Annotated in this window: 22 protein-coding genes; 12 read left to right on the top strand and 10 right to left on the bottom strand. The window is 41.0% G+C overall.

Going from position 1 to position 22,480, the window contains the following annotated elements:
• Positions 1-48: 48 nt before the first annotated feature.
• Together U2718_RS24595 and U2718_RS24590 are read right to left on the bottom strand one after the other, a co-directional pair.
• Positions 49-1,068: a long-chain acyl-[acyl-carrier-protein] reductase gene (locus U2718_RS24595; RefSeq protein WP_289792604.1), complete on the bottom strand. Its 1,020-nt coding sequence runs from the start codon at positions 1,066-1,068 to the stop codon at positions 49-51.
• A gap of 207 nt (positions 1,069-1,275) precedes the next feature.
• Positions 1,276-1,971 carry an aldehyde oxygenase (deformylating) gene (locus tag U2718_RS24590; protein WP_289792605.1) on the bottom strand — a complete coding sequence of 232 codons (696 nt, stop codon included), beginning with the start codon at positions 1,969-1,971 and terminating at the stop codon, positions 1,276-1,278.
• 384 nt (positions 1,972-2,355) lie between these two features.
• Here U2718_RS24590 and U2718_RS24585 point away from each other — a divergent pair, with 384 nt between their 5' ends.
• Both U2718_RS24585 and U2718_RS24580 read left to right on the top strand, forming a co-directional pair.
• Positions 2,356-3,183: a carbohydrate ABC transporter permease gene (locus U2718_RS24585; RefSeq protein ID WP_342002691.1), complete on the top strand. Its 828-nt coding sequence runs from the start codon at positions 2,356-2,358 to the stop codon at positions 3,181-3,183.
• Positions 3,184-3,511: 328 nt separating this feature from the next.
• On the top strand, positions 3,512-4,021 hold the full coding sequence (locus U2718_RS24580) for a phenylacetaldoxime dehydratase family protein (RefSeq protein ID WP_342002690.1): 510 nt from the start codon (positions 3,512-3,514) through the stop codon (positions 4,019-4,021).
• A 1-nt stretch (position 4,022) separates the two neighbouring features.
• On the opposite strand, the gene U2718_RS24575 is transcribed toward U2718_RS24580, so the two are convergent.
• A complete protein-coding gene (locus tag U2718_RS24575) occupies positions 4,023-5,363 on the bottom strand; it encodes a hypothetical protein (RefSeq protein ID WP_342002689.1) in 1,341 nt (446 codons plus the stop codon).
• A gap of 485 nt (positions 5,364-5,848) precedes the next feature.
• The gene (locus U2718_RS24570) at positions 5,849-7,447 is read right to left on the bottom strand and encodes a KAP family NTPase (protein ID WP_342002688.1); all 1,599 of its coding nucleotides are present in this window, start codon (positions 7,445-7,447) and stop codon (positions 5,849-5,851) included.
• A 102-nt stretch (positions 7,448-7,549) separates the two neighbouring features.
• Here U2718_RS24570 and menB point away from each other — a divergent pair, with 102 nt between their 5' ends.
• Positions 7,550-8,383: a 1,4-dihydroxy-2-naphthoyl-CoA synthase gene (menB, locus tag U2718_RS24565; RefSeq protein ID WP_342002687.1), complete on the top strand. Its 834-nt coding sequence runs from the start codon at positions 7,550-7,552 to the stop codon at positions 8,381-8,383.
• A 342-nt stretch (positions 8,384-8,725) separates the two neighbouring features.
• Here menB and U2718_RS24560 read toward each other — a convergent pair whose 3' ends face one another.
• Entirely contained in the window at positions 8,726-9,022 is a 297-nt protein-coding gene (locus U2718_RS24560) for a hypothetical protein (protein ID WP_342002686.1), read from the bottom strand.
• A 646-nt stretch (positions 9,023-9,668) separates the two neighbouring features.
• Complete coding sequence (locus tag U2718_RS24555) at positions 9,669-10,229, bottom strand: DUF721 domain-containing protein (RefSeq protein WP_342002685.1); 561 nt, start codon at positions 10,227-10,229, stop codon at positions 9,669-9,671.
• A 191-nt stretch (positions 10,230-10,420) separates the two neighbouring features.
• Here U2718_RS24555 and U2718_RS24550 point away from each other — a divergent pair, with 191 nt between their 5' ends.
• The 7 genes from U2718_RS24550 (at position 10,421) to U2718_RS24520 (ending at position 17,338) form a co-directional block, all read left to right on the top strand.
• The gene (locus tag U2718_RS24550) at positions 10,421-11,725 is read left to right on the top strand and encodes a hypothetical protein (RefSeq protein WP_342002684.1); all 1,305 of its coding nucleotides are present in this window, start codon (positions 10,421-10,423) and stop codon (positions 11,723-11,725) included.
• Between the two features lie 83 nt (positions 11,726-11,808).
• On the top strand, positions 11,809-12,486 hold the full coding sequence (locus tag U2718_RS24545; RefSeq protein WP_342002683.1) for a PspA/IM30 family protein: 678 nt from the start codon (positions 11,809-11,811) through the stop codon (positions 12,484-12,486).
• Positions 12,487-12,649: 163 nt separating this feature from the next.
• Positions 12,650-13,429, top strand: coding sequence for a PspA/IM30 family protein (locus U2718_RS24540; protein WP_342002682.1), 780 nt, complete (start codon positions 12,650-12,652; stop codon positions 13,427-13,429).
• A gap of 200 nt (positions 13,430-13,629) precedes the next feature.
• Positions 13,630-13,959: a thioredoxin family protein gene (locus U2718_RS24535; RefSeq protein ID WP_342002681.1), complete on the top strand. Its 330-nt coding sequence runs from the start codon at positions 13,630-13,632 to the stop codon at positions 13,957-13,959.
• Positions 13,960-14,010: 51 nt separating this feature from the next.
• Positions 14,011-15,246, top strand: coding sequence for an LL-diaminopimelate aminotransferase (locus tag U2718_RS24530; protein ID WP_342002680.1), 1,236 nt, complete (start codon positions 14,011-14,013; stop codon positions 15,244-15,246).
• A gap of 308 nt (positions 15,247-15,554) precedes the next feature.
• Complete coding sequence (locus U2718_RS24525; RefSeq protein ID WP_342002750.1) at positions 15,555-16,391, top strand: alpha/beta hydrolase; 837 nt, start codon at positions 15,555-15,557, stop codon at positions 16,389-16,391.
• 77 nt (positions 16,392-16,468) lie between these two features.
• Positions 16,469-17,338: a serine/threonine protein kinase gene (locus tag U2718_RS24520; RefSeq protein WP_342002679.1), complete on the top strand. Its 870-nt coding sequence runs from the start codon at positions 16,469-16,471 to the stop codon at positions 17,336-17,338.
• Between the two features lie 45 nt (positions 17,339-17,383).
• Here U2718_RS24520 and U2718_RS24515 read toward each other — a convergent pair whose 3' ends face one another.
• Positions 17,384-18,190: a creatininase family protein gene (locus tag U2718_RS24515; RefSeq protein WP_342002678.1), complete on the bottom strand. Its 807-nt coding sequence runs from the start codon at positions 18,188-18,190 to the stop codon at positions 17,384-17,386.
• Between the two features lie 387 nt (positions 18,191-18,577).
• Here U2718_RS24515 and U2718_RS24510 point away from each other — a divergent pair, with 387 nt between their 5' ends.
• Positions 18,578-18,793, top strand: a complete 216-nt coding sequence (locus U2718_RS24510; protein WP_342002677.1) for a hypothetical protein — start codon at positions 18,578-18,580, stop codon at positions 18,791-18,793.
• Positions 18,794-18,800: 7 nt separating this feature from the next.
• Here U2718_RS24510 and U2718_RS24505 read toward each other — a convergent pair whose 3' ends face one another.
• A complete protein-coding gene (locus U2718_RS24505) occupies positions 18,801-19,049 on the bottom strand; it encodes a hypothetical protein (protein ID WP_342002676.1) in 249 nt (82 codons plus the stop codon).
• 475 nt (positions 19,050-19,524) lie between these two features.
• Between U2718_RS24505 and U2718_RS24500 the strand changes: the two genes are divergently transcribed.
• A complete protein-coding gene (locus tag U2718_RS24500; protein WP_342002675.1) occupies positions 19,525-20,550 on the top strand; it encodes an SDR family oxidoreductase in 1,026 nt (341 codons plus the stop codon).
• Between the two features lie 251 nt (positions 20,551-20,801).
• On the opposite strand, the gene U2718_RS24495 is transcribed toward U2718_RS24500, so the two are convergent.
• Entirely contained in the window at positions 20,802-22,001 is a 1,200-nt protein-coding gene (locus U2718_RS24495; RefSeq protein WP_342002674.1) for an FtsW/RodA/SpoVE family cell cycle protein, read from the bottom strand.
• A 73-nt stretch (positions 22,002-22,074) separates the two neighbouring features.
• Entirely contained in the window at positions 22,075-22,386 is a 312-nt protein-coding gene (locus U2718_RS24490; RefSeq protein WP_342002673.1) for a hypothetical protein, read from the bottom strand.
• Between the last annotated feature and the right edge of the window lie 94 nt (positions 22,387-22,480).

Below are 22,480 nucleotides of genomic sequence, written 5' to 3'. Positions count from 1 at the left end.
TTATTTCCTGTTTCCTGTTCCCTGTCCCCTGTTCCCTATCTCCAATACCTAAACTAGCAGCGGTCTAAAGCCGTGTTTTACCGACACCTGACCTATATGATCCATCTTCTCTACAGTAATCTGATTGCGTCCCCAAGAGAAGTTCGTATACAACTTCTCAAACTCCAATAGCATTGATTCTGCAAAACAAGCAAATAACTGACGCGCCGGAACATCCATATTGACAATTTGCATGATTTTCCAGTCAATATCAAGAGAATGTTCTACAATCCCACCATTGAGGACATATACACCAGGATGCTGGAGTTTAGTAGCCAGGTTTTTCGGGTAGCCTCCATCAATTAGCAAACAAGGTTGCTTTAATGAGTTGGGGTCAATTTCTACACCTTTGGGCATACTGGCAACCCAAACTACAATATCAGCTAGGGGTAGAGCTTCTTCCAAAGCCAGGATTTTCCCACGCCCAAGTTCTGCTTGTAAATTTATGAGTCGTTCCTCGTTACGAGCTATCAATAATAAATCTTTAACATCGGTTCTTGCATCCAACCAACGACAGACAGCACTGCCAATATCTCCGGTTGCACCACAAACAGCAACAGTTGCTTGCGATAGGTTAATTCCTAATTGTTTTGAGGCTTCCTCAACCTGCTTACAGATAATATAAGCTGTATGAGTATTCCCTGTAGTGAAGCGTTCAAATTCCAGTTTGATGTTGCGGACTTGCCGGAACTGCTCTAACTTAAAATTTTCAAAAATAATCGAAGAAAATCCGCCCAAAGCCGTGATATCAATTCCGTGCTTTTGAGCATGAGCCATCGCGTTGAGAATTTTACGCGTCGCTGTTTTGATGCGGCGATTTGCCAGCATTTCTGGTAAAAAGCAAGATTCTACATACTTACCTTCGATTTTTTGCCCAGTGACGCTAGTAACGGTAATGTGATCGACTATTTGGGGCGGAGCGCTGCACCAAAAATCTAAACCTTGATCAGCATATTCTGGATAGCCTAATTCTCTGGCTACCGACTGCGCGTGTTCTAAACTAGTGAGATGTCCGATGAGACCAAACATGAACTATTCTATTTAGGCGTGAGCTTTGCCAAAAGCGTGGTGGAAGTTGGGAAAGATGCTAACTAACCCTTAAAAATACTACACAAAGCGTAAGATTATCCAGACTGAGAGTAGCTGCTTCTACGAGGTGAAGGTAAAAGGTAAATGTACAAAGCTTTGTGTTTTCTCCTTTTACCTTTGCTCTGCAAGCTCTACCTATTGTAGTGATTATACAGTTCTAAGTCCGTAAGCTGAAAGACGCATGATGTCACGGGTGTTGAAGCCAATGTTACTTAAAGCTTCACCGTACTGAATCATAAAATCTTCTACCAAAGCCTCTTTTTCCATTGCTAAAGTCTCAGCATCTTCTTGGACTTTATTAAGCATTTTCCAAACGATAGGTAAATTTTGACGATTCGCTTCTTCTAATTCAGCTTTGGATTCTTGGAAGTGTTCTTGTAACCAAACTTCACCAAAATTGAGATGAGTGTATTCATCTTTAACTACACCTTCAGTAATTTTGCGGGCAAAAGGATCGGCAACGGGTATATAGATGTTGTATGCTGCGATCGCAAAACATTCAATAATTAAAGACTGAATTAGCAAGCAAGTGACAATCTTACCTTCGGCGGCTGCATCACGGAAATTCTGGTGTAGATCGGCAAAAAACTGCTTGGCAAATTCCATATCTGGTGTCACCTGGAGATTACGCCCGCAAGCTTCAAATCCTTTTTTGTGACGGCTTTCCATCTTGGAAAGACGAATTAGTTCATCTTGATGTTCTGGCAGCAGTTCAGCTAGTTTGAGATAATTTTCATGGGCTTCTTGCTCCCCTTCAATCACAATTGCATTAATCCGGCTATAGGCATCTTTATAAGTTTCACTGTGGAAATCAATTTCAAATTGCTCTGCTAGCTGCTGCATTTTATTTTCACTCCTGAATGTGTAGAGTATTAGATTCCAAATTTGTATTTAACCCTATGTATGCAGGGCAATAATCATCCCTAAGTTAAAGTCTACAGAAGCCAGTAGGAGAGGGTTAATGAACGAGTTATGGAGACTCGTAAACGCCTGCACGCTTATTTGCTACAGGGCAAGGAGCATGAAGTAATCAAATAACACGTACCCTTCCAGATTCTGACTTCTTACTTCTGCTTTCCTTCATCCTTTAATTTACTCACTGTGGTTTAATTTAACTTAACAAGTACTATGTTATAGATTATCTGTTGGTGGCAGCGTTAGTGTATCTCCTCCGGAAGGAGGTTTACGTTAGTTGCATCAAAAAATGCTTGGATCTCTTTATAATTCATGTCAAAACCAAGCTCGAATTTCAAATACCCTCTCATTTGGAGTCTGGGAGTATTATTGCTAGGGGCCACTGTTGTCCTACTGCCCCTATGTGTGGTTTTCCTGACATCTTTTGCACCATCTGGGGCAACTCCTACACTTTTCTCCAAAAATAGTTGGTCTTTTGCTAATTACCGCGAGGCATGGCAACGAGGTAAATTTTTGCTGGCGTTTGCTAATTCTACCTTGGTGGCCCTAGCTGTCACAGGCTTTCAGATTGTAACTTCGGCATTGGCAGGCTATGCTTTAGCCAGGCTAAAATTTCGCGGACGGCAAGCACTATTACTCATTGTACTGGCAACATTGGTAATTCCCTTTCAATTGTTAGTAATTCCAATATTTTTAGTTTTAAAGTGGGGACACTTAATCAATACTTACTGGGCATTAATTTTTCCAACTGCTGCTAATGGTTTCGGTATTTTCCTGCTGCGGCAGTATTTCCTAACTATCCCAGTAGAATTAGAGGAAGCGGCAGCAATTGATGGGGCAAACCGATTGCAAATCTTATGGCGAATCATGTTACCTTTAGCACGCCCAGCTTTGGTAACATTGTTTTTGTTCACCTTTATCGGTGAATGGAATGACTTATTTAAACCATTAGTATTTACCACACGACCAGAATTAAGGACAGTGCAGCTAGCCCTAGCAGAATTTCAGGAGCAATTTACGAATAACTGGCCCTTACTGATGGCGGCAGTAACTATAGCCACCATACCAGTATTGTTGTTATTTATTCTCGGTCAGCGTCAGTTGATTCGGGGTATTGCTACAACGGGAATGAAAAATTGAGTTATGGGTGGAGATAAGGGAACTCTTAACAGGGAACGGGTGATAGATAATAGGGTACAGGGAAAGAAATTTTCATTCTTTGTTGTGAATTCTGTTTATGATGTCTTTTGCACTCATTCTATTTTCAAAAAAACGACCACAGACAAACACAGATGAACACCACGAAAATCTTTGTTTGTCTGTGTCCATTTGTGGTTGTAATTAATAATGATTCTGATTTTTGCAAGAGATAGGTCTAATGTATAATTAATTTTGTTTAGATAATTACAAAGGCTTAATTGCTTAGAACCTTCACTAAAACTTAAAATTATAGTGGGGTTTAACCTCCATGTCCGAAATTCCTACTGAGCAAACATATATTGCCGCATTATGGGAACAACCGACACTGTGTTTAGCCTTCTTCGGGGTGCAATTTCATACCAAGGAAGGACAAAGGCTATATCAACAATCTGGTATACAAGACGAAATGTTCCCTGCTTTGGAAGCTGCTCGTTCTGAAGGTCTTTTACTCACTCGCCAGATGATGACCGAAGAAGGCCCTGTGAGTATGCAATATTGGCGATCATATGCAGATTTAGATCAATGGGCACGTCATTTGCCCCATAGTCGTTGGTGGCAATGGCTGACCGAGAATGCAGGTAAGGGGTTGGGCTTCTACCATGAAATTTATCAAGTGAAGACGGCAGAAGCCCTTTATGAGCGTGGAACTAAACCTGTCGGCCCAGCAGTTTTTTGCTCGTTGCATTCTGTGAAGAATGGGGAGGGAAAATCAAAAGAGCGTCAGCAGCACTTTGTCGGGGCAGCAAACGAAGCAGAACGAATTGCCAAACAGAAGTAATTTACTTAATCCGCACTCTGATGCCGTGTGCATCAGCGCGTTCTACGTTGTCGGAGCCAAGATTACTGATGGGGACGATTCCCTTGATCATACCACTCTTGCCGCCTTCCGTAACTTTTACGATACCCAGACCTGGAGCACTACCAGTAGAAACGTGTGGATCGGCGCTCAAGGGATTAGGGCCGCGCAGAGAGACGAAAACTAGTTTACCTGATGGATCAATATCTATAAGGTCAGGAGTCGGATCGTTACTATATACTCCTACTAAGTCAATCGTATTGACCTGCTTGTTGGAGTTTACAGAAATAACCTCTATCTTGTTTGCAGCGCGATCGCCTACCCATGCAAAACGCTGATTCTTTGTAACCACCATTTCGTGAGCATCGCGATCGGGAGTGGTATGGTCAGAAAAGACGACTTTTGGTGTAGGCGTATTAGGTAAGTTGAATGGGTTGTAACCAAAAAGGGGAAATTTATACACATCAAATTGCGAAAGATTGCTAGCAGTTCCACCTCCAGAGTTCATGTACATATTGCTCCTAGCTTCAGCACCGCCGCATCCGTTACCATGCACTGTATCCATGTCATACTCAGCCAAGATTGTCATTGGGCTTGACTTTGGATTTACAACAAACATTCCACCTCCGCGCAAGGTAACAAACCCTAGATGACTTGATGAATCCAGAATAGGACAGATGGGTGCATTGTCTGGTCGTACACCTGCTAACTCGCAACCTACCCCATTCGGAGTTGTACAATTGGCTAAGTCTATTGTTGCACTGGGATTAAGGGTGTAAGTGTTAGTTTTATAATCAGTGTCAATTCGTTCTAGTAATTTGCCATTTTGATTAGCTACTAAAATGTAGCTGTTGTCTGAGGAAGGATAAGCTGCGTGTGCTTGTTGTACTCCACCTGCTCCTTTACTAGTTCTGATGCAGGCAATTGGCTCTCGCTTGGCAGCATCATAGATTACCACATGCCCGCTCGCCACAAATGAAAGAATAGCGTGGCTATTGCTGGAATTAAATAAGAGCATATGTGGTCGAACTGGATTGGCGCCAGTGTTAGCTGAACATATCTGTGCAGTTTTTCCTGCCAAGTCAATCACGCTAGTGGGCTTCACAGATGAGAGATGCTCGCCCATCAATTCGGAACCCTCATAAATATAAATCTTGCCTCCGTAGGAAACTCCAGGAGAATTAGATTGATCCACTAACCAAACTTCAAAATTATCCTTTGCGATCGCCTGCCCATTCCATCCCGACACTACCAAAACTAGCAAGAATCCAAAAATTAACCAATTTTTCATCTTGAACATGGCTTCAATGATTTTATTCAACATTAGGAACTGATGCCAAAGATTTGACACCACAGTTCACATCATTAATCCTTAGATGTGATGTTGTGGAAGTATAATCTTGGCAATAAAAACTTTGAATAATTTGTCAATTAATCCAGTAAACTTCTTGAATATCAATTCAGATATAAAATTTATTTTGATATTCTTTAATATGCAGCTTTTTACGCAGTTTATTCAAAGATATGATTTTACCAGATTAAGATACAAAATTCTCTCTATAGCTTTTATATCTTAGAGTAAATAACTTTATTTTTTAGGAAAATTATATATCAGTAAATCCATATTTAATCAGCCAATAATTGATGTTAAAAGTCAGTTAAACCCTTTTTTTGCTTTGATATAGTATGTATTTTAGTTATTGAATATGTTTGCGCTAAGTATGTCTAACTTGGGCGAGTTAAGTTATCTTAGGTTAAGTCTTACCTTATTTTGAATATCAATTTCCTATTTTTTCACAATTCTTGATGTTAATTTGCTTTTTTATATAAAAATTTAGACACATGAGAGCGTGTATTTTCATCAAGCCTATGTAACACTTTATAAACAATGTTAGTGATTATTATTTTATTTCCTAAATCAAACATTGTCTGTGATTCATTTCCAAAATAGGAAATTTCATTACATACATTACATAAAGATTGTATTATTTTAGAAAGCTTATCTTGGGGAATTTTATTCTCAGTGTAATTTTCAAGCTGTTCTAGAAATACTCTAAATTGCGTAATACCGTCAGCTCGTTTTTGATGAGTCAGTTCTATAAGTTTGTTGCTAAATGCTTTAGTATCATCAACTAAAGCAAGAATGTATTGAAACTGATTATCGGCTAATTCACCTGTTGTTAAATTCAGCCGAAAATAGATAGGAAATATTTCTGGACAACATATACGACGTTGATTACAGCATTCTAATTGTTGTTGTCTATCGTCACGATTAATATTACCCCAAACATCTTCTAGTTTTGGAAAAAGTTGCATAAGCAAATATTGAATAGGTTGTTTATCTCGTTCGTTAAGTTGAGCTATCCAAGTATTTACTAAACTTTTAATTTTTTCCCCTGAATAGTTATCTTCCTCTATGAAAACAGGAAAATTATTATAGATTGCTTCATAGATGATGGGGCAAAATAAATGCAGTGATTCTATAGCAAGAAAATCAATTGCATTAACTTCTCCTTTCACGACTGGATAGGTTACTGTCAGCGCGTTGGTAAAACTAACAATGTCACTAATATTAGTAATAAAGTGGTCTATACCTCGCAAGTAAATATTACCCCAGCGATTTGATTCAAATAGTTCCTTCGGTGTATCAGCCATGATGGAATTCAGTTTTTCAAACAGTAATCTACGTAGCGAGGTTTTATCTGGAGTAGGAATTTCAAAAGCAAATTGGATGATTTTTTCTAATGATTCTCCAGTTTCTGCAAGTACTTTGACAACGACATCTTTATTGAAAAATAAAAGATAGACAACATTCGTAAAGTGGGGAATTGCTTTGAAAATACGAAAGAGTGTTCTGATATCATCAGCTCTAAGTCTATCAATATCATCGATGGCGATAACTATTCGTCGTGGTTGTTGTGCAACTGTCTGTTCAACTTCTTCTTTGATTTCAGAGGCTTCTTTCTCTTCCTCATCAAATAATTTAGCGACTGCCTTTGTAGCTTTAGTATAAGGAAGCGGAATTTCTGAAATTACATTCGCAATATCTGCTATTCTCTCTTTCAAGCCTTTCGGCACACTTGTGACTTTGCTTAAAACATCTTGTAATTGGTCAAAAAATTGCCTTGTAATGTTTTCATTGCCAGAAAATAACCAAGGATTAAAGCGGACTATGATTGGTTGCTCGTTTTCTGGCTTTTGTTGGAGATAGTTGATGACAAAATGCAGTAATGTAGATTTGCCAGAATTCCAACCACCATACACGGCGATCGCAAATCCTCCCGAAAAGTTCATTTTACAGATACTATCTGCAAGATATTGGGCAAAGGGTGCATATCCCAGCTTGTCTTGTTCGGGAGTAATCAAGGGATTATCGATTGATTGGGAATTTATTTGTGTCTGTGCCATGAGAAACTTCTCCTACTCGTAACGCAATCGTGGCACAGTTAATAGGTGGTGTATTCCCTATCCTAAGATACAATTTTCAACTCTAAGTAGCATTCCACAGTTATGCAAATTGACTGGCAAACTGCCAAAACCTACGAAGACATTCTCTATCACAAAGCCGATGGCATCGCTAAAATCACCATTAACCGTCCGCACAAACGCAATGCCTTTCGTCCTAAAACAGTTTTTGAACTTTACGACGCCTTCTGTGATGCCCGCGAAGATACTAATATAGGTGTAATTTTGTTTACAGGAAGTGGCCCGCATATCGACGGCAAATATGCTTTTTGTGCGGGAGGCGACCAAAGTGTAAGGGGTAATGCAGGTTATCTAGATGACGACGGCATTCCCCGGTTGAATGTGCTAGATTTACAACGCCTAATCCGATCAATGCCGAAAGTAGTAATTGCTTTGGTAGCTGGCTATGCGATCGGTGGTGGACACGTTCTTCACTTGATTTGCGATCTCACCATTGCTGCTGACAATGCCATTTTCGGACAGACTGGCCCTAAAGTTGGCAGTTTTGATGGTGGTTTTGGAGCAAGTTATCTCGCTCGCATTGTTGGACAAAAAAAGGCACGAGAAATTTGGTTTCTCTGTCGTCAGTACGACGCCAAACAAGCACTGGAAATGGGCTTAGTTAACTGCGTTGTGCCAGTAGAACAATTAGAGGCAGAAGGTATCCAATGGGGAAAAGAGATATTAGAAAAAAGCCCAATTGCAATTCGTTGTCTGAAAGCAGCATTTAATGCTGATTGTGACGGGCAAGCTGGTTTACAAGAGCTTGCTGGTAATGCCACGTTACTTTATTACATGACAGAGGAAGGAGCCGAGGGGAAACAAGCGTTTTTGGAAAAACGTCCACCTAATTTTCGTCAGTATCCTTGGTTACCCTAAAATTACAAAAATCGCTCCTTGATATCATGGAGCGATTGATTAAATATTAAGGTCATTTATTGACTTAATACAATTCGACACTTACTCAGGGGAGAGTATTCACGCTTATGTTAATAAAAGTTAAAAGTAAATTTTATCTTAGACTGCCTGCAAAGCAATTTTTTAATAACTAAAAACTCTCTGTGCTGCTTCGCTTTCCAAATGTCAAATTTAAAAAGTTGTCTCTCAAAAATTCTTTGTTTCATTTTTTTGGTTTAGATGTAATTCACCCTGATGATGCATTTAGACACTATACAAATTTGATTTTTGTAACTTAACTGCCCTTGGTCTAACCCCACACAGCTAACTTATTACTACTTTTGCTTTCGGCTGTTCAGTAGTATTGCTAACTGTTCCTTCAATTGAAGTAATAGCTACTTTCTTAATCTCTGAAGGGATCGCTGGTGTGGCATCTGGCAAATTCCAAACATCTTCCAAACTTTCCCATGAAGGAGCAAAGGGCGGAAGTGATAAAGAACAAGCCTTCCAATTAGCTTGAACTGGTGCTCCTAACTGCTGACACATACCACCACGACGACCCTCTGGCTGATAGTAACGACAATATCTACAGGCAGAAGTTAAGTCTTTAATATTTTTCATAATATAGTGCCTTTTACGGCTCACTTACATATCTAATTTTGCATCTAGATATAAATACTGATAAGAGCCAAAAAGCATATTTTTATCTAGGTTATAGCGATCCCTAAGAAATAATTTGCTTTAGAATCTTTTTAGCTTTGTGTTATATATTTCAATTATTTTAGTTAACATTACTATACATACAGTCCAAAAGTTAGACCCTACTTGCTTTTGACTCAAAATTGCTAGGGATCAAGGTTAAAGAGTAAGCTCTCAATTATTTTAATCTTCTAATTTTAGCAAAAAATACACATAAGAGCATTAAGCCAATTGTATATTCTGCCATATTAGTCTTAGAAAAAAAGGTAGCCTGTGTAACGTTTGGATAGACAAAAATTTCTATCCTATGGGAGAAGAACTTGCTTGAGAATAAATTAGCTAATTAAAGTTTTGTTCAACTATTTAGCTAAACTCGGAATGAAGAAGTAATTTACCAACCTTCTGCTTGTAAATAAATTCTTTTAGGAACAAGCTTACGATCAGCCTATTGCAGTTACATAGATTGTGGATGCCTTGCACTATTTTAGTAGTCTTGTTGGCACTAAGCTTAAGTTAATTACATGTAAATCCAAAAAATCAACAATTATAGTTGTAACAAAAATTACAGTTAAGAGTCAAAAGTATTGGAAAACTTTTTAGCAGCACATAGACAACAAACTTGCCAACGTTGGAGTTCACCAGGAGGAGTAGGACACTGGCATTGGGGACACAAGGGTAAGTGGTGCGATCGCGCTTGTACAGTTTTTGCCCAATCAGCAAACGCTGTATTTGCGGTTTTGGCAGTCAACGAAACCTCAGAAAGCAAGGTGATGTCTTCATCCAAGTGACTTGGATGCTGTTGTGGAGGAAGTATTTGTTGTTTATTGGTTTCTGTTTTAGAGTGCCAATAAGCTGTAGAAAAACGAATATCTAACAAAGGAGTAGGCAGCACCCCATTTACTTTAACAAGCAGGCGCTGACGCTCAAAAGTTAAGTTTTGCGCCCAAGCAGCACTAGAAGCAGCCACATACAAAACATCACGTTGTATCGATAGTGGACGAGTATGGGCGGCGATCGCAACTCCGACAATTTCAGCCCAGCAGGAAAGCAAACTTTGAAATGGCTGCTGTTGTAATTTTGCCTGTATTTCTAGACTACCTAAAATATTATTAACTGAGTTCAAAGACATCCTGGTATGGGCGTGTCAAAATAGCATCTAGATAATGGAATAACCTTATGCTAATTTCGCTAGCATTAGTACAACTGTATTTTGAAATTTAAATTAAATTATCAGCGATTAGCTAACAGTTTTTAGCTAGCCGTTTTCAACTTTACTATTATTTCTAATTTTCGGCAGTCTAAGTTTGAGGCAGATAGGCAATGAGTCAAAATCACCTGGAAGACTCGGGTGTACAGTCGTCTAAAACACCTGGCTTGAAGCCAGTTCTAGCAGCAGCACTGGCAAGTTTAGAAGTACAACTAGATCAAGAGTTAACCCGATATCGACGAACGCGGTTAGCTGCATATAGAACACTCAATCAACCCCGGATGCGTGCTTCGATGAGCAATCAAGCTCAGAAGATAGCTGCTGTGAGCGGGGGGGTGACAATTCAACCACCACCCATTGCAGAAGGTGTTAACGAAATTTCCTTGCCTCAAGTTTCATCTGCCATACCGCCAACAGTTGTAGCAGATATTCATGAGGAATCGCCAAAGCTCGAAAAGGAAAACTTGCCAAGACAGCATACTCTTCAAATCTCCTCTGCATCAGTCACAGATGAAAAACCAACATTGCCAACACCAAATTCTGCCAATATTGTTCCTGCGGCGATCAGGGAAAATAAAAGTGATGATATTGTCAAGCCACAGGCTACTCCCAAACCACCAGATGACTATTTAGAATCATCAGAAGCACTGCTGCGGAGTTTGGCACAAGAACAACCCCAAACAACTAAAAGTCGCACTTCCAGCGATAGTCTGCTCTCACCCATAGGTATCGGCTCGATGCTATTGCTATTACTGTCGAGTCTTACCCTTGGTTATGTAATGTTTAATCCAAAAACTTTGCCCCAGTTTAGTTTCAACAATTTGTTTCAACGAAACGCCTCCAACTCAGGGGTAAAAACTGAAAACGTCAGCAGCAATACTAAAGCACAGACGCAAGCACCACTCACCCCCATCCCAAAGTATCCTAATTTAGCTAACAATGAATTTTCAGAAGTGAAAACCCCTGATGATGTAGTTGGTTTAGCGCCTACAGCCACACCAACATTAATATCAACACCTAGCCCAGTTGTTACTCAAAACCCCGTAGTTCCTCCCACAAATACTGCTCAGGCACCACAGTTGCCGATCGCAACACCCAGCCCAGTTATTACTCCTACAACTACAGCCCAAGTACCACAGCCGACTGCTACAGCCACACCCTCTGTCCAACCAACTCCTACTCCACAAAAGTTGGATGATGCAGAAATTAAACCGTTGGCGGATGGCTTCTATCATGTGGTCGTTGATAATCAAGGTAACAATACTTTGACCAAAGCACGGCTAGCAGTTCCTGATGCTTATTTGTCACCTGAGAAAAAATTTATTTATCTAGGAGCTTTTAAGACAAAAGAGCAAGTCAAACAACATTTGCAAATGTTAGAGACAAAAGGAATTAAAGCTAGGGTGCAGCAGCCATAACGAGTCAGACGATAAGATACCATGAGGTAAATATCTACTCACAACTTTGCTGCTGACTAGCAAAATATCAATGGAGGGCCGACATGGGACTGATAGACCGTATCGGGCGGGCAATTCGTGCTAACATCAACAGTTTAATTGGGGCTGCCGAAGATCCAGAAAAAGTCCTAGAACAAGCTGTGATTGAAATGCAGGACAATTTGGTGCAGTTACGACAAGCAGTAGCAGCGGCGATCGCCAGCCAAAAACGCACCGAACGACAGGCGGCTCAAGCTCAGTCTGCGGCTGAGGAATGGTATCGTCGCGCCCAACTAGCACTACAGCAAGGCAACGAAGCTCTAGCACGGGAAGCTCTTACCAAACGTCAAGCTTATCAAAAAACTGCTACAGATCTCTCAAACCAGATTGAAGAGCAAAACAGCGTTGTGGCTAGATTAAAAAAAGATATGCGGGAACTCGAACTCAAAATTACTGAGCTGAGAACCAGAAAAGATATATATATTGCCCGCGCTCGTTCTGCTGAAGCTTCGGTACGGTTGCGAGAAATGCTGGATGGAGTTTCGGGTACAAGCAGCTTGAGTGCCTTTGAGCGTATGGAAGACAAAGTTTTACAACTCGAAGCTCAAAAAGATGCCATTGCCGTTACGGGTACGGATGAACTAGAGAAAAAATTTGCAGTCCTAGAGTCTAGTGTTGATGATGATTTGGCGCAGATGAAGGCACAACTTCCTAGTAGTAGAGAAAATACTCAATCTTCATAGCAGCAAGAGAAAAAATTGGGCAATGACCAATTGAAAAGCATATCTTAATCAATAAAGACTAATACAGGGGAGGACTGAACCAGTCTAGAAAGATTAAATTTAAATAAGTAGGCATTAAATAGTAAAAAAGTAGCGCGTAAATCTCAAAAGGAAAAACAAAGTTATGGGATTATTTGATCGCATTAAGAGAGTAGTCAGCGCCAACCTCAACGACATGGTCTCTAAAGCCGAAGACCCTGAAAAGATGTTGGAACAAGCCATTCTGGAAATGCAGGAAGACTTGGTACAACTGCGTCAGGGAGTTGCTCAGGCGATCGCTGCTCAAAAACGTACCGAAAAACAATACAATGACGCTCAAAATGAAATCAATAAGTGGCAGCGCAATGCCCAGCTAGCTCTGCAAAAAGGTGACGAAAATCTAGCCAGGCAAGCACTAGAGCGCAAAAAGACTTTTACAGAATCAGGAACTGCCCTCAAAGCTAGCTTAGAGCAGCAAACCGTTCAGGTAGAATCTCTCAAGCGCAACTTAATTCAGCTCGAAAGCAAGATTTCTGAGGCCAAAACCAAGAAAGAAATGCTCAAAGCTCGGATCACTGCTGCTAAAGCCCAAGAACAACTCCAAGGCATGGTACGTGGCATGAATACCAGCAGTGCGATGGCAGCATTCGAGCGCATGGAAGAAAAAGTCATGATCCAAGAAGCTCGCGCTCAATCATCGGCTGAGTTGGCTGGAGCAGACTTAGAACAGCAATTTGCTCGTTTGGAGGCTAGTAGTGATATTGATGATGAACTGGCAGCTTTGAAAGCTCAAATTTCTCTACCAGGTGCTACGCCCAATCAACAGCAATTACCACCAGAAACCTCTGCGCCAAAATCTAATCAACAATCTGAAGTGGTTGATGCCGAGTTGGATTCCCTACGCAAGCAACTGGATCAAATGTAAAACTTATAGTTCCTTATTCAAGTTAATCCCACGCCTGTTGGTAGTGGGATTTTGCGTCCGTAAGTGACCATCATAAAAGTTAATAGCTGATCGTAAAAATCACTATTGACTATTGGCTATGGATGATTGACTACTTTGGGATAGAGTAATTTGTGTGTCAATTTATAACGATAAAACGATATCACCTGATGGAGACTGGAATGAATAAGGGTGTAAAAGCCATAACTGATGCTGAGTTTGAAAACGAAGTCATGCAAGCCTCCGGCCCGGTGTTAATTTACTTTTGGGCTTCCTGGTGCGGCCCTTGTCGATTGATGTCGCCATTGATAAACTTAGCTGCTGATACCTATAGCGAACGCTTGAAAGTGGTAAAAATGGAAGTTGATCCCAACCCAGCCACCGTTAAGCAATACCAGGTAGAGGGAGTGCCAGCTTTACGACTCATTCAAGGGGAACAACTCTTAGCATCCACCGAGGGTGTCATTGCCAAAGATAAATTACTTGATTTGTTAGATACTCACTTAAATTAGTCATTGGTCATTAGTCATTGTTAATGACTAATGACAAAGGACAAGTAACACATGCTGTTCGCACAACGTTTACAATTCCTCCAATCAAATGTATTTGCCGATATGGATAAAGCCAAGGCAAAAGCTTTGGCTGCGGGACGGCAATTAATTGATTTGTCTCTAGGATCTTCGGATTTGCCAGCCGAAGCACACGCAATTGAAGCGATCGCTCAATCTCTCTACGATCCAAGTACCCACGGCTACCTACTATTTCACGGTACGCAAGCATTTCGCCACGCTGCTGCTGTTTGGTACGAGCAAAGATTTGGCATTCCCATCAATCCAGAAACCGAAGTTATACCGCTCATTGGTTCCCAGGAAGGAACGGCTCATTTACCCCTGGCTGTACTCAATCCTGGAGATTTTGCTCTATTACTCGATCCGGGTTATCCTTCCCATGCAGGGGGAGTTTACTTAGCTAGCGGTCAAATTTACCCGATGCCGCTACGGGAAGAAAACGGTTTTTTACCAGTATTTGCCGATATTCCCACACCCGTTCTGGCACAGTCACGGATGATGGTGTTAAGTTATCCACATAATCCTACCAGCGCGATCGCACCGTTATCCTTCTTCCAAGAAGCCGTTGCCTTTTGTCAGCAACACAATCTCGTTTTGGTTCACGATTTTCCCTACGTCGATTTAGTATTTGATGATACTAAAGAAGATGCGGAGAGTTCTTTAAATACATCCCCGCGTCTGGGTGTTCCCGCGTCCCCGCGTCCTTCTTCTCTAGCTCCCTCCATTCTTCAAGCCGATCCAGAAAAAAGTGTCTCGATTGAATTTTTCACTTTGTCCAAGTCCTATAATATGGGCGGTTTCCGGATTGGTTTTGGTATTGGCAATGCCGAGTTCATTCGGGCTTTGCGGCAAGTAAAAGCAGCAGTTGATTTTAATCAGTATCGCGGGATTTTGAATGGTGCGATCGCTGCTCTAACTGGTAGCCAAGATGGAGTGAAAAAAACTGTTGCTACCTTCCGCCAACGTCGGGATGCGTTTGTAAATGCGCTACACAGAATTGGTTGGCAAGTTCCCACTCCCAAAGCGACGATGTATGTTTGGGCAAAGTTACCGGAACCTTGGAGCCAAGATTCGATAGAGTTTTGTACTCAACTAGTTGAGAAGACAGGAGTAGCAGCTTCGCCTGGTGCAGGCTTTGGTAAATTTGGCGAAGGTTATGTTCGTTTTGCTTTAGTGCATGAACCAGATATTTTGGAAACTGCGGTGCAAAGAATTGCGGAGTTTTTGTAGGAAAATTATTCGCAAAGTGAAAATCTGGGGGTACACGAATAAAGGCTGTAGTGGATTAAGCTTACGCACGAGTTACTGAAGAATAAAACCGCTCCAGGCGCAGAGGGCACGGAGGAAGAAGAGTTAGAGAGGTATTTGGCGTTAGTTCTGTGGATAAGGGATTAATGTGATCGTGTTTGTAGTTAGTAGGAGTTAGGTTAAATAACGATCGCTAATTCCATCACTAAGACTGCAAAAGCGATCGCAACCTACAGATGCATCATTCCTGTACGATTTAAACGGAAAGCTTTATCTCCACAAGACTGATGATGCCTGTACGCCAAACCTTATCAAAGCCTGATATTCAACTTTCTTATTTAGAGTGGAATCAAGGTCAAGAACCTTTATTATTACTGCATGGTTTAGCCGATCATGCCTTGGTGTGGTCGAGTTTGGGAGATTATCTGGCAGCAGAATATCATATAGTTGCGCCCGATATGCGCGGTCATGGGGAAAGTAGTAAACCTGAGCAAGATTATAGTTTTGAGAGCGCGATCACTGATTTGGAAGCACTGATGGAGCGCTTAGGATGGGCAAGCACTCATGTTGTTGCTCACTCATGGTCTGGTAAACTAGCTTGTATCTGGGCAAGGCAATATCCACAGAGGCTGCGGAGCATGGTTTTAGTCGATCCCATTTTCATCTGGAAAATGCCCGGCTTTTTGAAGGTAACGTTTCCACTGTTGTACCGTGTTTTGCCGTTTCTAAAAGCAATGGGGCCTTTTAATAATTATGAAGCAGCACAACAGCAAGCCCGCCAGTTAAACCAATATCAAGGATGGAGTCTTTTACAGCAGCAAGTTTTCCAAGCTAGTGTAGAACAAAAATCTGATGGTAGCTGGGGTAGTAAATTCACCATTGCCGCCCGTGATGGAATATTTGATGAAGTTATGCGGGTTCCTGGTTTAACAGTTCCTATTCACATCCCTACTCTCTTCGTACAGCCAGAAAAAGGTGTGAACCGCCAAGATTGGCAATTGAAACCTTACAAAACATACTTGAAAAATCTACAATTGTGTCAGGTTCCTGGAAATCATTGGCCTTTTTTGACACAACCAGAAGTATTTAACCAAACAGTGGAAAGTTTTTTGAAAAAAAATAGATAGATGCGCAACTTTTACCTTTTAACATCTGTCTAAAGAGGTATTAGCAAACTACTCACTTGTACTATTCTGGATCGGTTATGAGCTTTTGTAAGAATCCCAACTGCCCTCAACCAAATCATCCAGATCACGATAAAAACTGTTGTCAAAGTTGCGTTTCTTCGTTGGAGTTGGCGGAGAATGGGAATAGAGAAAATTCAGCACCGCCAAATACTACAACTTTACCACCACAACAAATGCCGCGAAAAAAAGTACCGCTATCGGCATTAGTTACCGCGCTGTTAGTCTCACTGGGGTTAATTAGCGTCGCAGCGTTAGCAGCGCGATCGCCTCAATTTGCTGCCTATCCTCCAGATTACGGACAAATTCCCCAAAAAAAAGGTAAAGTTGCTTACTTTCCCTATCAAGAAGGAAAGGATAGTAAGGGCAGAACAGCAGAATTTAATATCGCTATTTTGTCAAAATATAAATGGCTCTTGGGCAGTGAAGAACAAATTAAACATAAGAATAAAATTATTAATATTGACGACTTAAGAGCAAATCTCGAACAAGAGGGAATCCAAACTATTATGGAAAACCCTACTGAAATAATTTCAGTAGGTACAGCGGCTTGTGAAGGAACACCAGAGATTGATGAACGTAAAGCTTTTGAACGTGCGAAACAAACTCAAGTTCTAGTCAAAAAATTATTTTTTCATGTATCTAGTGTCAAAGATTATCGGCTCTTAAATCTCGGCCAATTTCATCGTCAAGATTGTCAATCAAAACGTGATTTAACGGCATATCAAAGGAGTATTATTATTATTGGCGTGCGAAAAGAATCAGAGGGTGTGATATTAGATGAGGCACTAAGAAATAGGCTCAAGAAAAAACCCTTTGCCGATTTTAAGTTAAAGGATTATTCGTTAGGTTCTGCTGAGAAATTTAAAACCATACCCAGCAATTTTTAATCTCCCTTTCTCCTTCTCCAAGTCTTCCCTTCTGCCATCTGCCTTCTACCCATTTGCTTGGGGTTGTTTAAACGCATAGATATCTTTGATAACTTGCACCCAACCATCAGATACAGATTCGAGGATGCGATCGCCTTTTTCTTTTGTTGCAGTTGTAGGATCGCCGACAACCCCGCTTTTACTTAAATCCCGTGTTGCCCAAGCAAAGCTTAATTTACCTTCTACACTCAACAAACTATCTTCTGGCTGCTGTGGAGGATACTCAGCTACAGCTTTTTCCATCTTGACTTGGTTTGGCAAAATCGACAGCATGATGCTAGTTTCGGCATCTCCGGCATGAATACCCAATTGTTTTTCTTGAGGCGAGAGTAATTCCCAAGTAATGTGTGGAACTCGCCAAGTAAACAGCGGAAATACCAAAAAGTCGCTGTAGTTAATGTGCAAGTCTCTAGCGGCAATTTCCATTACCTGTGGTTGCCCTCCGTGGGAGTTCATTAACACCAGTTTTCTAAACCCAGCCCGGTAAACACTTTCTCCTATTGCCACGATTGTTGCCAAAAGAGTTTCAGCACTCAGGGTAATCGTACCGGGAAAGTGCCAATGCTCGTTAGATTTGCCGTAATAAAGAGTTGGTAAGGCATAGGCAGGAATTCTTACATCAAGTTTTTCTAAAGCTCTTCCCAGTACAGCCACACCAATGGCAGCATCTACTATCAACGGTAAATGAGGCCCATGTTGCTCTATTGCCCCTACTGGTTGAATTAATACCACATTTTCCTTGTTTGGCATTGCCTGAATATCAATCCAACTTAAGTAGGGGAAAAAGCGCTCTGGAGGAATAAAGCTGTGCATATTCAAAAAGAATTAAAAATTACGTCTAATCTAAATTAGCCAAACTCACCTTGAGTCGTATCAAATAATAGATTGATTGCAATATCCAATTTTATGGTAGTAACGACCACAGATGCACACAGATAAACACAGATAAATTATCCGTGTGCATCTGTGTTTATCTGTGGTCGATTTCTAAAAATTTCTTCCCTACCAACGGATACGCTGCTGTTGCGTCTACCGCGTCTAGTGCCTCTTTGAAGTTTGGATCGCCGTGCAACGACGCTCCAACTTCTCTGTGACTTTTTCAAGTTAGAAAAATAATCTTTAATTCTAGGTTAACTTAAGGTTAATATCAGGTTATGCTAAATTAGAGGTTTTACTTCTACTAATGTTTGAAGAGGGCGATTGCACACCCCAGAAGAAATTCAAATCGGAGCTAAGGTATTGATTTTAAGTCCGGCTTATGTTGCTGGAAAAATTGGAGTAGTTTGTGGGCGAGAAGTACTCTCAGATAATCTACCAAGCGATCGCTGGCTGATCCAAGTGAATTCCGAAAATATTGTGGTGTCGCTTACCCGAAATGATTTCCAGGTACTACCTCAGTGGGAAAAGGATCTTTAATATTTTTCTATCGACGTGTTCCAATTCCCAAATTTTTTTTGCTCAGTTTTAAATCTTTCCACAGAGTTTTCATTTGAGTATAAGCTTCTTCAGGCGAGAGTTTTCCTGAAGTCGCAAAATTAGTAATATAGCCGACTTGATGAGCAAATTCTTGCAGTTTGGTATTAAAAGCCAAGTTTTCAGGTTGAGGTTTACCGTAGTAGCGACTGCGAGGATAGAAAAAGCTGTGTTTATCTTTTTGATGAAACTGTGACATCGATTTACTGCTTCATGCTTGTGTTTGATTATTTCATACGTTTAACTTTGCAATCATACAAGTCATATTTTTTACAATTTAATCTTATTTAAATCAGTCGCAACCTTCATGTGGTGAGCAATTTTTGTAGGGTGGGCACTGCTTAAATTTCCTCAAATCCTGATTTTACTTTATGGACAGTGCCCACCTTACGGTTATGGAGAGTGGTGCAAGACATTAATGAGCAGAGTTCCAAGCAAAAAATGAAAGTGAATCTATCCCTTATGCCTACTGCCCGGTTGGTGAGCGGAACCGAACCACTGCCCTCTGCCTTTAAAGCTAGTAGTCAGCTGATTAACGTGAAATGGTATTAAATCATCTATTTTGAGTATGAAGCTACAGGTAGATGGGATTTGACATTTGCCAGTCTTATGAAAGATGGATTTACTCTTAATAAAAATTAATACATAGAAAGGAAGAGTGGAAATGATAAACAATGCAATTAAAACCAATTAATCAACAGGTAGTGGCGATCATCGGGGCTTCTAGTGGAATTGGGCGTTTGGCAGCCTTAAAGTTTGCCCAGCGCGGAGCAAAAGTGGTGGTTGCGGCTCGCAGCGAACCTGGATTAAAGTCCTTAGTAGAGGAGATTAGAAGCGCTGGTGGTGAGGCGATATCTGTAGTTGTAGATGTAAGTGAGTTCGAGCAAGTTAAGGCAGTTGCCGAGAAAGCTGTGGCAGAATACGGACGGCTAGATACTTGGGTGCATACTGCAGCGACAGGTATACTAGCACCTTTTGAGAAAATTACGCCAGAGGAATTTGCACGAGTTGTTGATGTTACCTTAATGGGACAAGTATACGGCGCAATGGTTGCGTTACCTTATTTAAAGCGCGAGGGACGCGGGGCATTAATTCATATATCCTCAGTGGAAGGTAGGCGGAGTCTGCCACTGCAAAGCCCCTACTCTACCGCCAAGCATGGTTTGGAAGGTTTCTTAGAAGCCTTACGCGTCGAGTTGCAACATGAACAATTACCCATCAGCGTTACTTCTATACTGCCTTCAGTCATCAATACACCTTACTACAACAAAGTTCGTACCAAACTAGGGGTAAAACCTACAGGAATTCCTCCATACTATCAGCCTGATATTGTTGTTGACGCCATTCTTTATGCCGCCGAACATCCCACACGTGATTTTATTGTTGGGGATGTGGGTAAAATTTTAGATTTGCTACAAAAAGTTTCGCCTTCTTTAGTAGATTCACTGTTGCTACTTGTGGGCTTTGCCGGGCAGCGCACAACTGAACCAAAGTCAGAGGATGCACCAGACAATGTTTTTGCTCCTATCTCAGGCTATGACAGAGTTGAAGGAGATTTTAGTAATCTTGCAATTCCAACTTTCCTGGATTGGTTGGATATGAATCCCTACCTAAAGTGGAGTGCTTTAGCATTCACAGCATTTGCAGTATTTGGTACTGCCATGTTTCTGGATGGATGGCATCCCAGAAATGAAGTTTGATTGTTTCTGCTTTCGCGATCGCACGCTCAATTTCATACCATTTCACAAAAAATCTGATACAAACACAGAGAGTGTACAGACGCTAAATTACCCTACGGCAACCCCTGCGGTGTACGCGTCTCTACAAAATTTATATGTATCCTAATTAACGTGAAATTGTATCAGTTTATGAATAAAATGAATAACCTCCTTAGCATTAGCCCAAGGAGGTTATCGTTAAATTACGTCTGATCAAATTGCAAAGAATAGAATTAAAGTTTTGTTTTATTATATTGTCGGTGTTCTGGTCTATTCTTGGGTAATCCCCGTAAGGGCAATACCTCAGCTTCACTACTCTCCCGTGCTACCCGAATCAATAACCCAGCTGCTACTAGACTAGCCATCATAGAATTACCACCATAACTAAACATCGGTAATGGCAAACCAGTAGTCGGTAAGGCACCTGTAGCAACACCAATATGGAGTAATGATTGTCCTACGATCAAAATTGTCACACCGATCGCCACAAGTCGGTTGATGGGATGAGTTGTTTTGAGAGCAACAATTAGTCCTAAGGTGGCAAACATCGCTAAAATAAACAACAACACCATACTGCCAACAAAACCAAATTCTTCTGCAAACACCGCAAAAATAAAATCGGTGTCTTGAATTGGTAAGTAAAATAGCTTTTGTTGAGAAAGCCCAAATCCAGCACCCCAAGTACCACCAGAAGCTACTGCTAGCAAACTTTGCACTAGCTGATAGCCATCTCCGGTAGCATCAGCCCAAGGATTGAGGAATGACATCACCCGTTTGCGCTGGTACTCTTTGATGCTGATACTGAGTACTGCTAAGGCTACTCCCCCAATTGCTGTTCCTCCCAAGTATTTGTAGGGCAAACCAGCGGCTAAGGCGATTAGCCAAATAGTCATGCCGCAAAGCGCGGTTGTACTCAAGTTAGGTTGCGCTAAAATTCCCAAAATGACAAGACAAAAAATACCCAACCAAGTGAAGCGAACATGCCAACTTAGTCTATCCCATTGACCAAAAAGTCTTGCGCTTTGTAGCACCAAAAATGGTTTAATCAGTTCAGAAGGCTGAATTGGAATTGGCCCAAGGGCAATCCAACGAGAGGCATCAAAAGCTTTTTTTCCTAGCCCTGGCACTAGGGTAAGAAAAATAAATCCCAATAGCAAAAAGACAAACCAATGGGATACACCCAAAAGTTTACGTAGGGGTAAGTTGACTGTGATGTTGAATAATATTAGGGCGACTAAAACCCAAACCAGTTGGCGTTTAAAGTAATACAGCCCATCATCATGACGAGCATCAGCAACAGGATAGGATGCTGAAAATAGTATCACTAAGCCAAAGAATAACCAAACTAATGTTAACCAGCGTAATAGGCGTGCCTCTAATGCCCAGCTGGACACGGTATTATCAAACAATGGAATCAAGCGGCGTAGATTCACAATCTGTACGGATTTAAGTGTGATGTTCCCAATCGACGTTTAATAATAGTACGCTCTAGAGCGATCGCGCTCCTCAAACTTGATCGACATTCAGAATTCCTGCAATTAACCGCACTGCTTGTACAGCACCGTTAATATAATCAGGTACAGACAGAACAACCTTGGTATTTATCCTGTCTAAAATCTTCCTGACTATCTCTACAGCATCTGCGATATTCCGTGCAGGGTATACCACAGAAACCCTTTGATACTGAAGAACGTACAATCGTTTAAAAGCGAATGCTACCAAAGGTACACCTACTGCTGCACATTCGTAAACCGTGTTATAATCACCACCTGCCACTACCACATTTTCCTGCTTCTTTAACAGTGATTGGGCAAGCAAGAAACTATCAAATTAAAACTTTACAGAAATTAGCCTTTAAACTGGAAGTGGCAGACAAACTAATTATTCTAGAACCAATGTCGCAAAGCCAATT

Origin of the sequence: Chlorogloeopsis sp. ULAP02, from assembly GCF_038404745.2 — a bacterium.
Taxonomy (GTDB): Bacteria; Cyanobacteriota; Cyanobacteriia; order Cyanobacteriales; family Nostocaceae; genus Chlorogloeopsis.
This window is presented reverse-complemented; position numbering and strand designations above follow the sequence as displayed.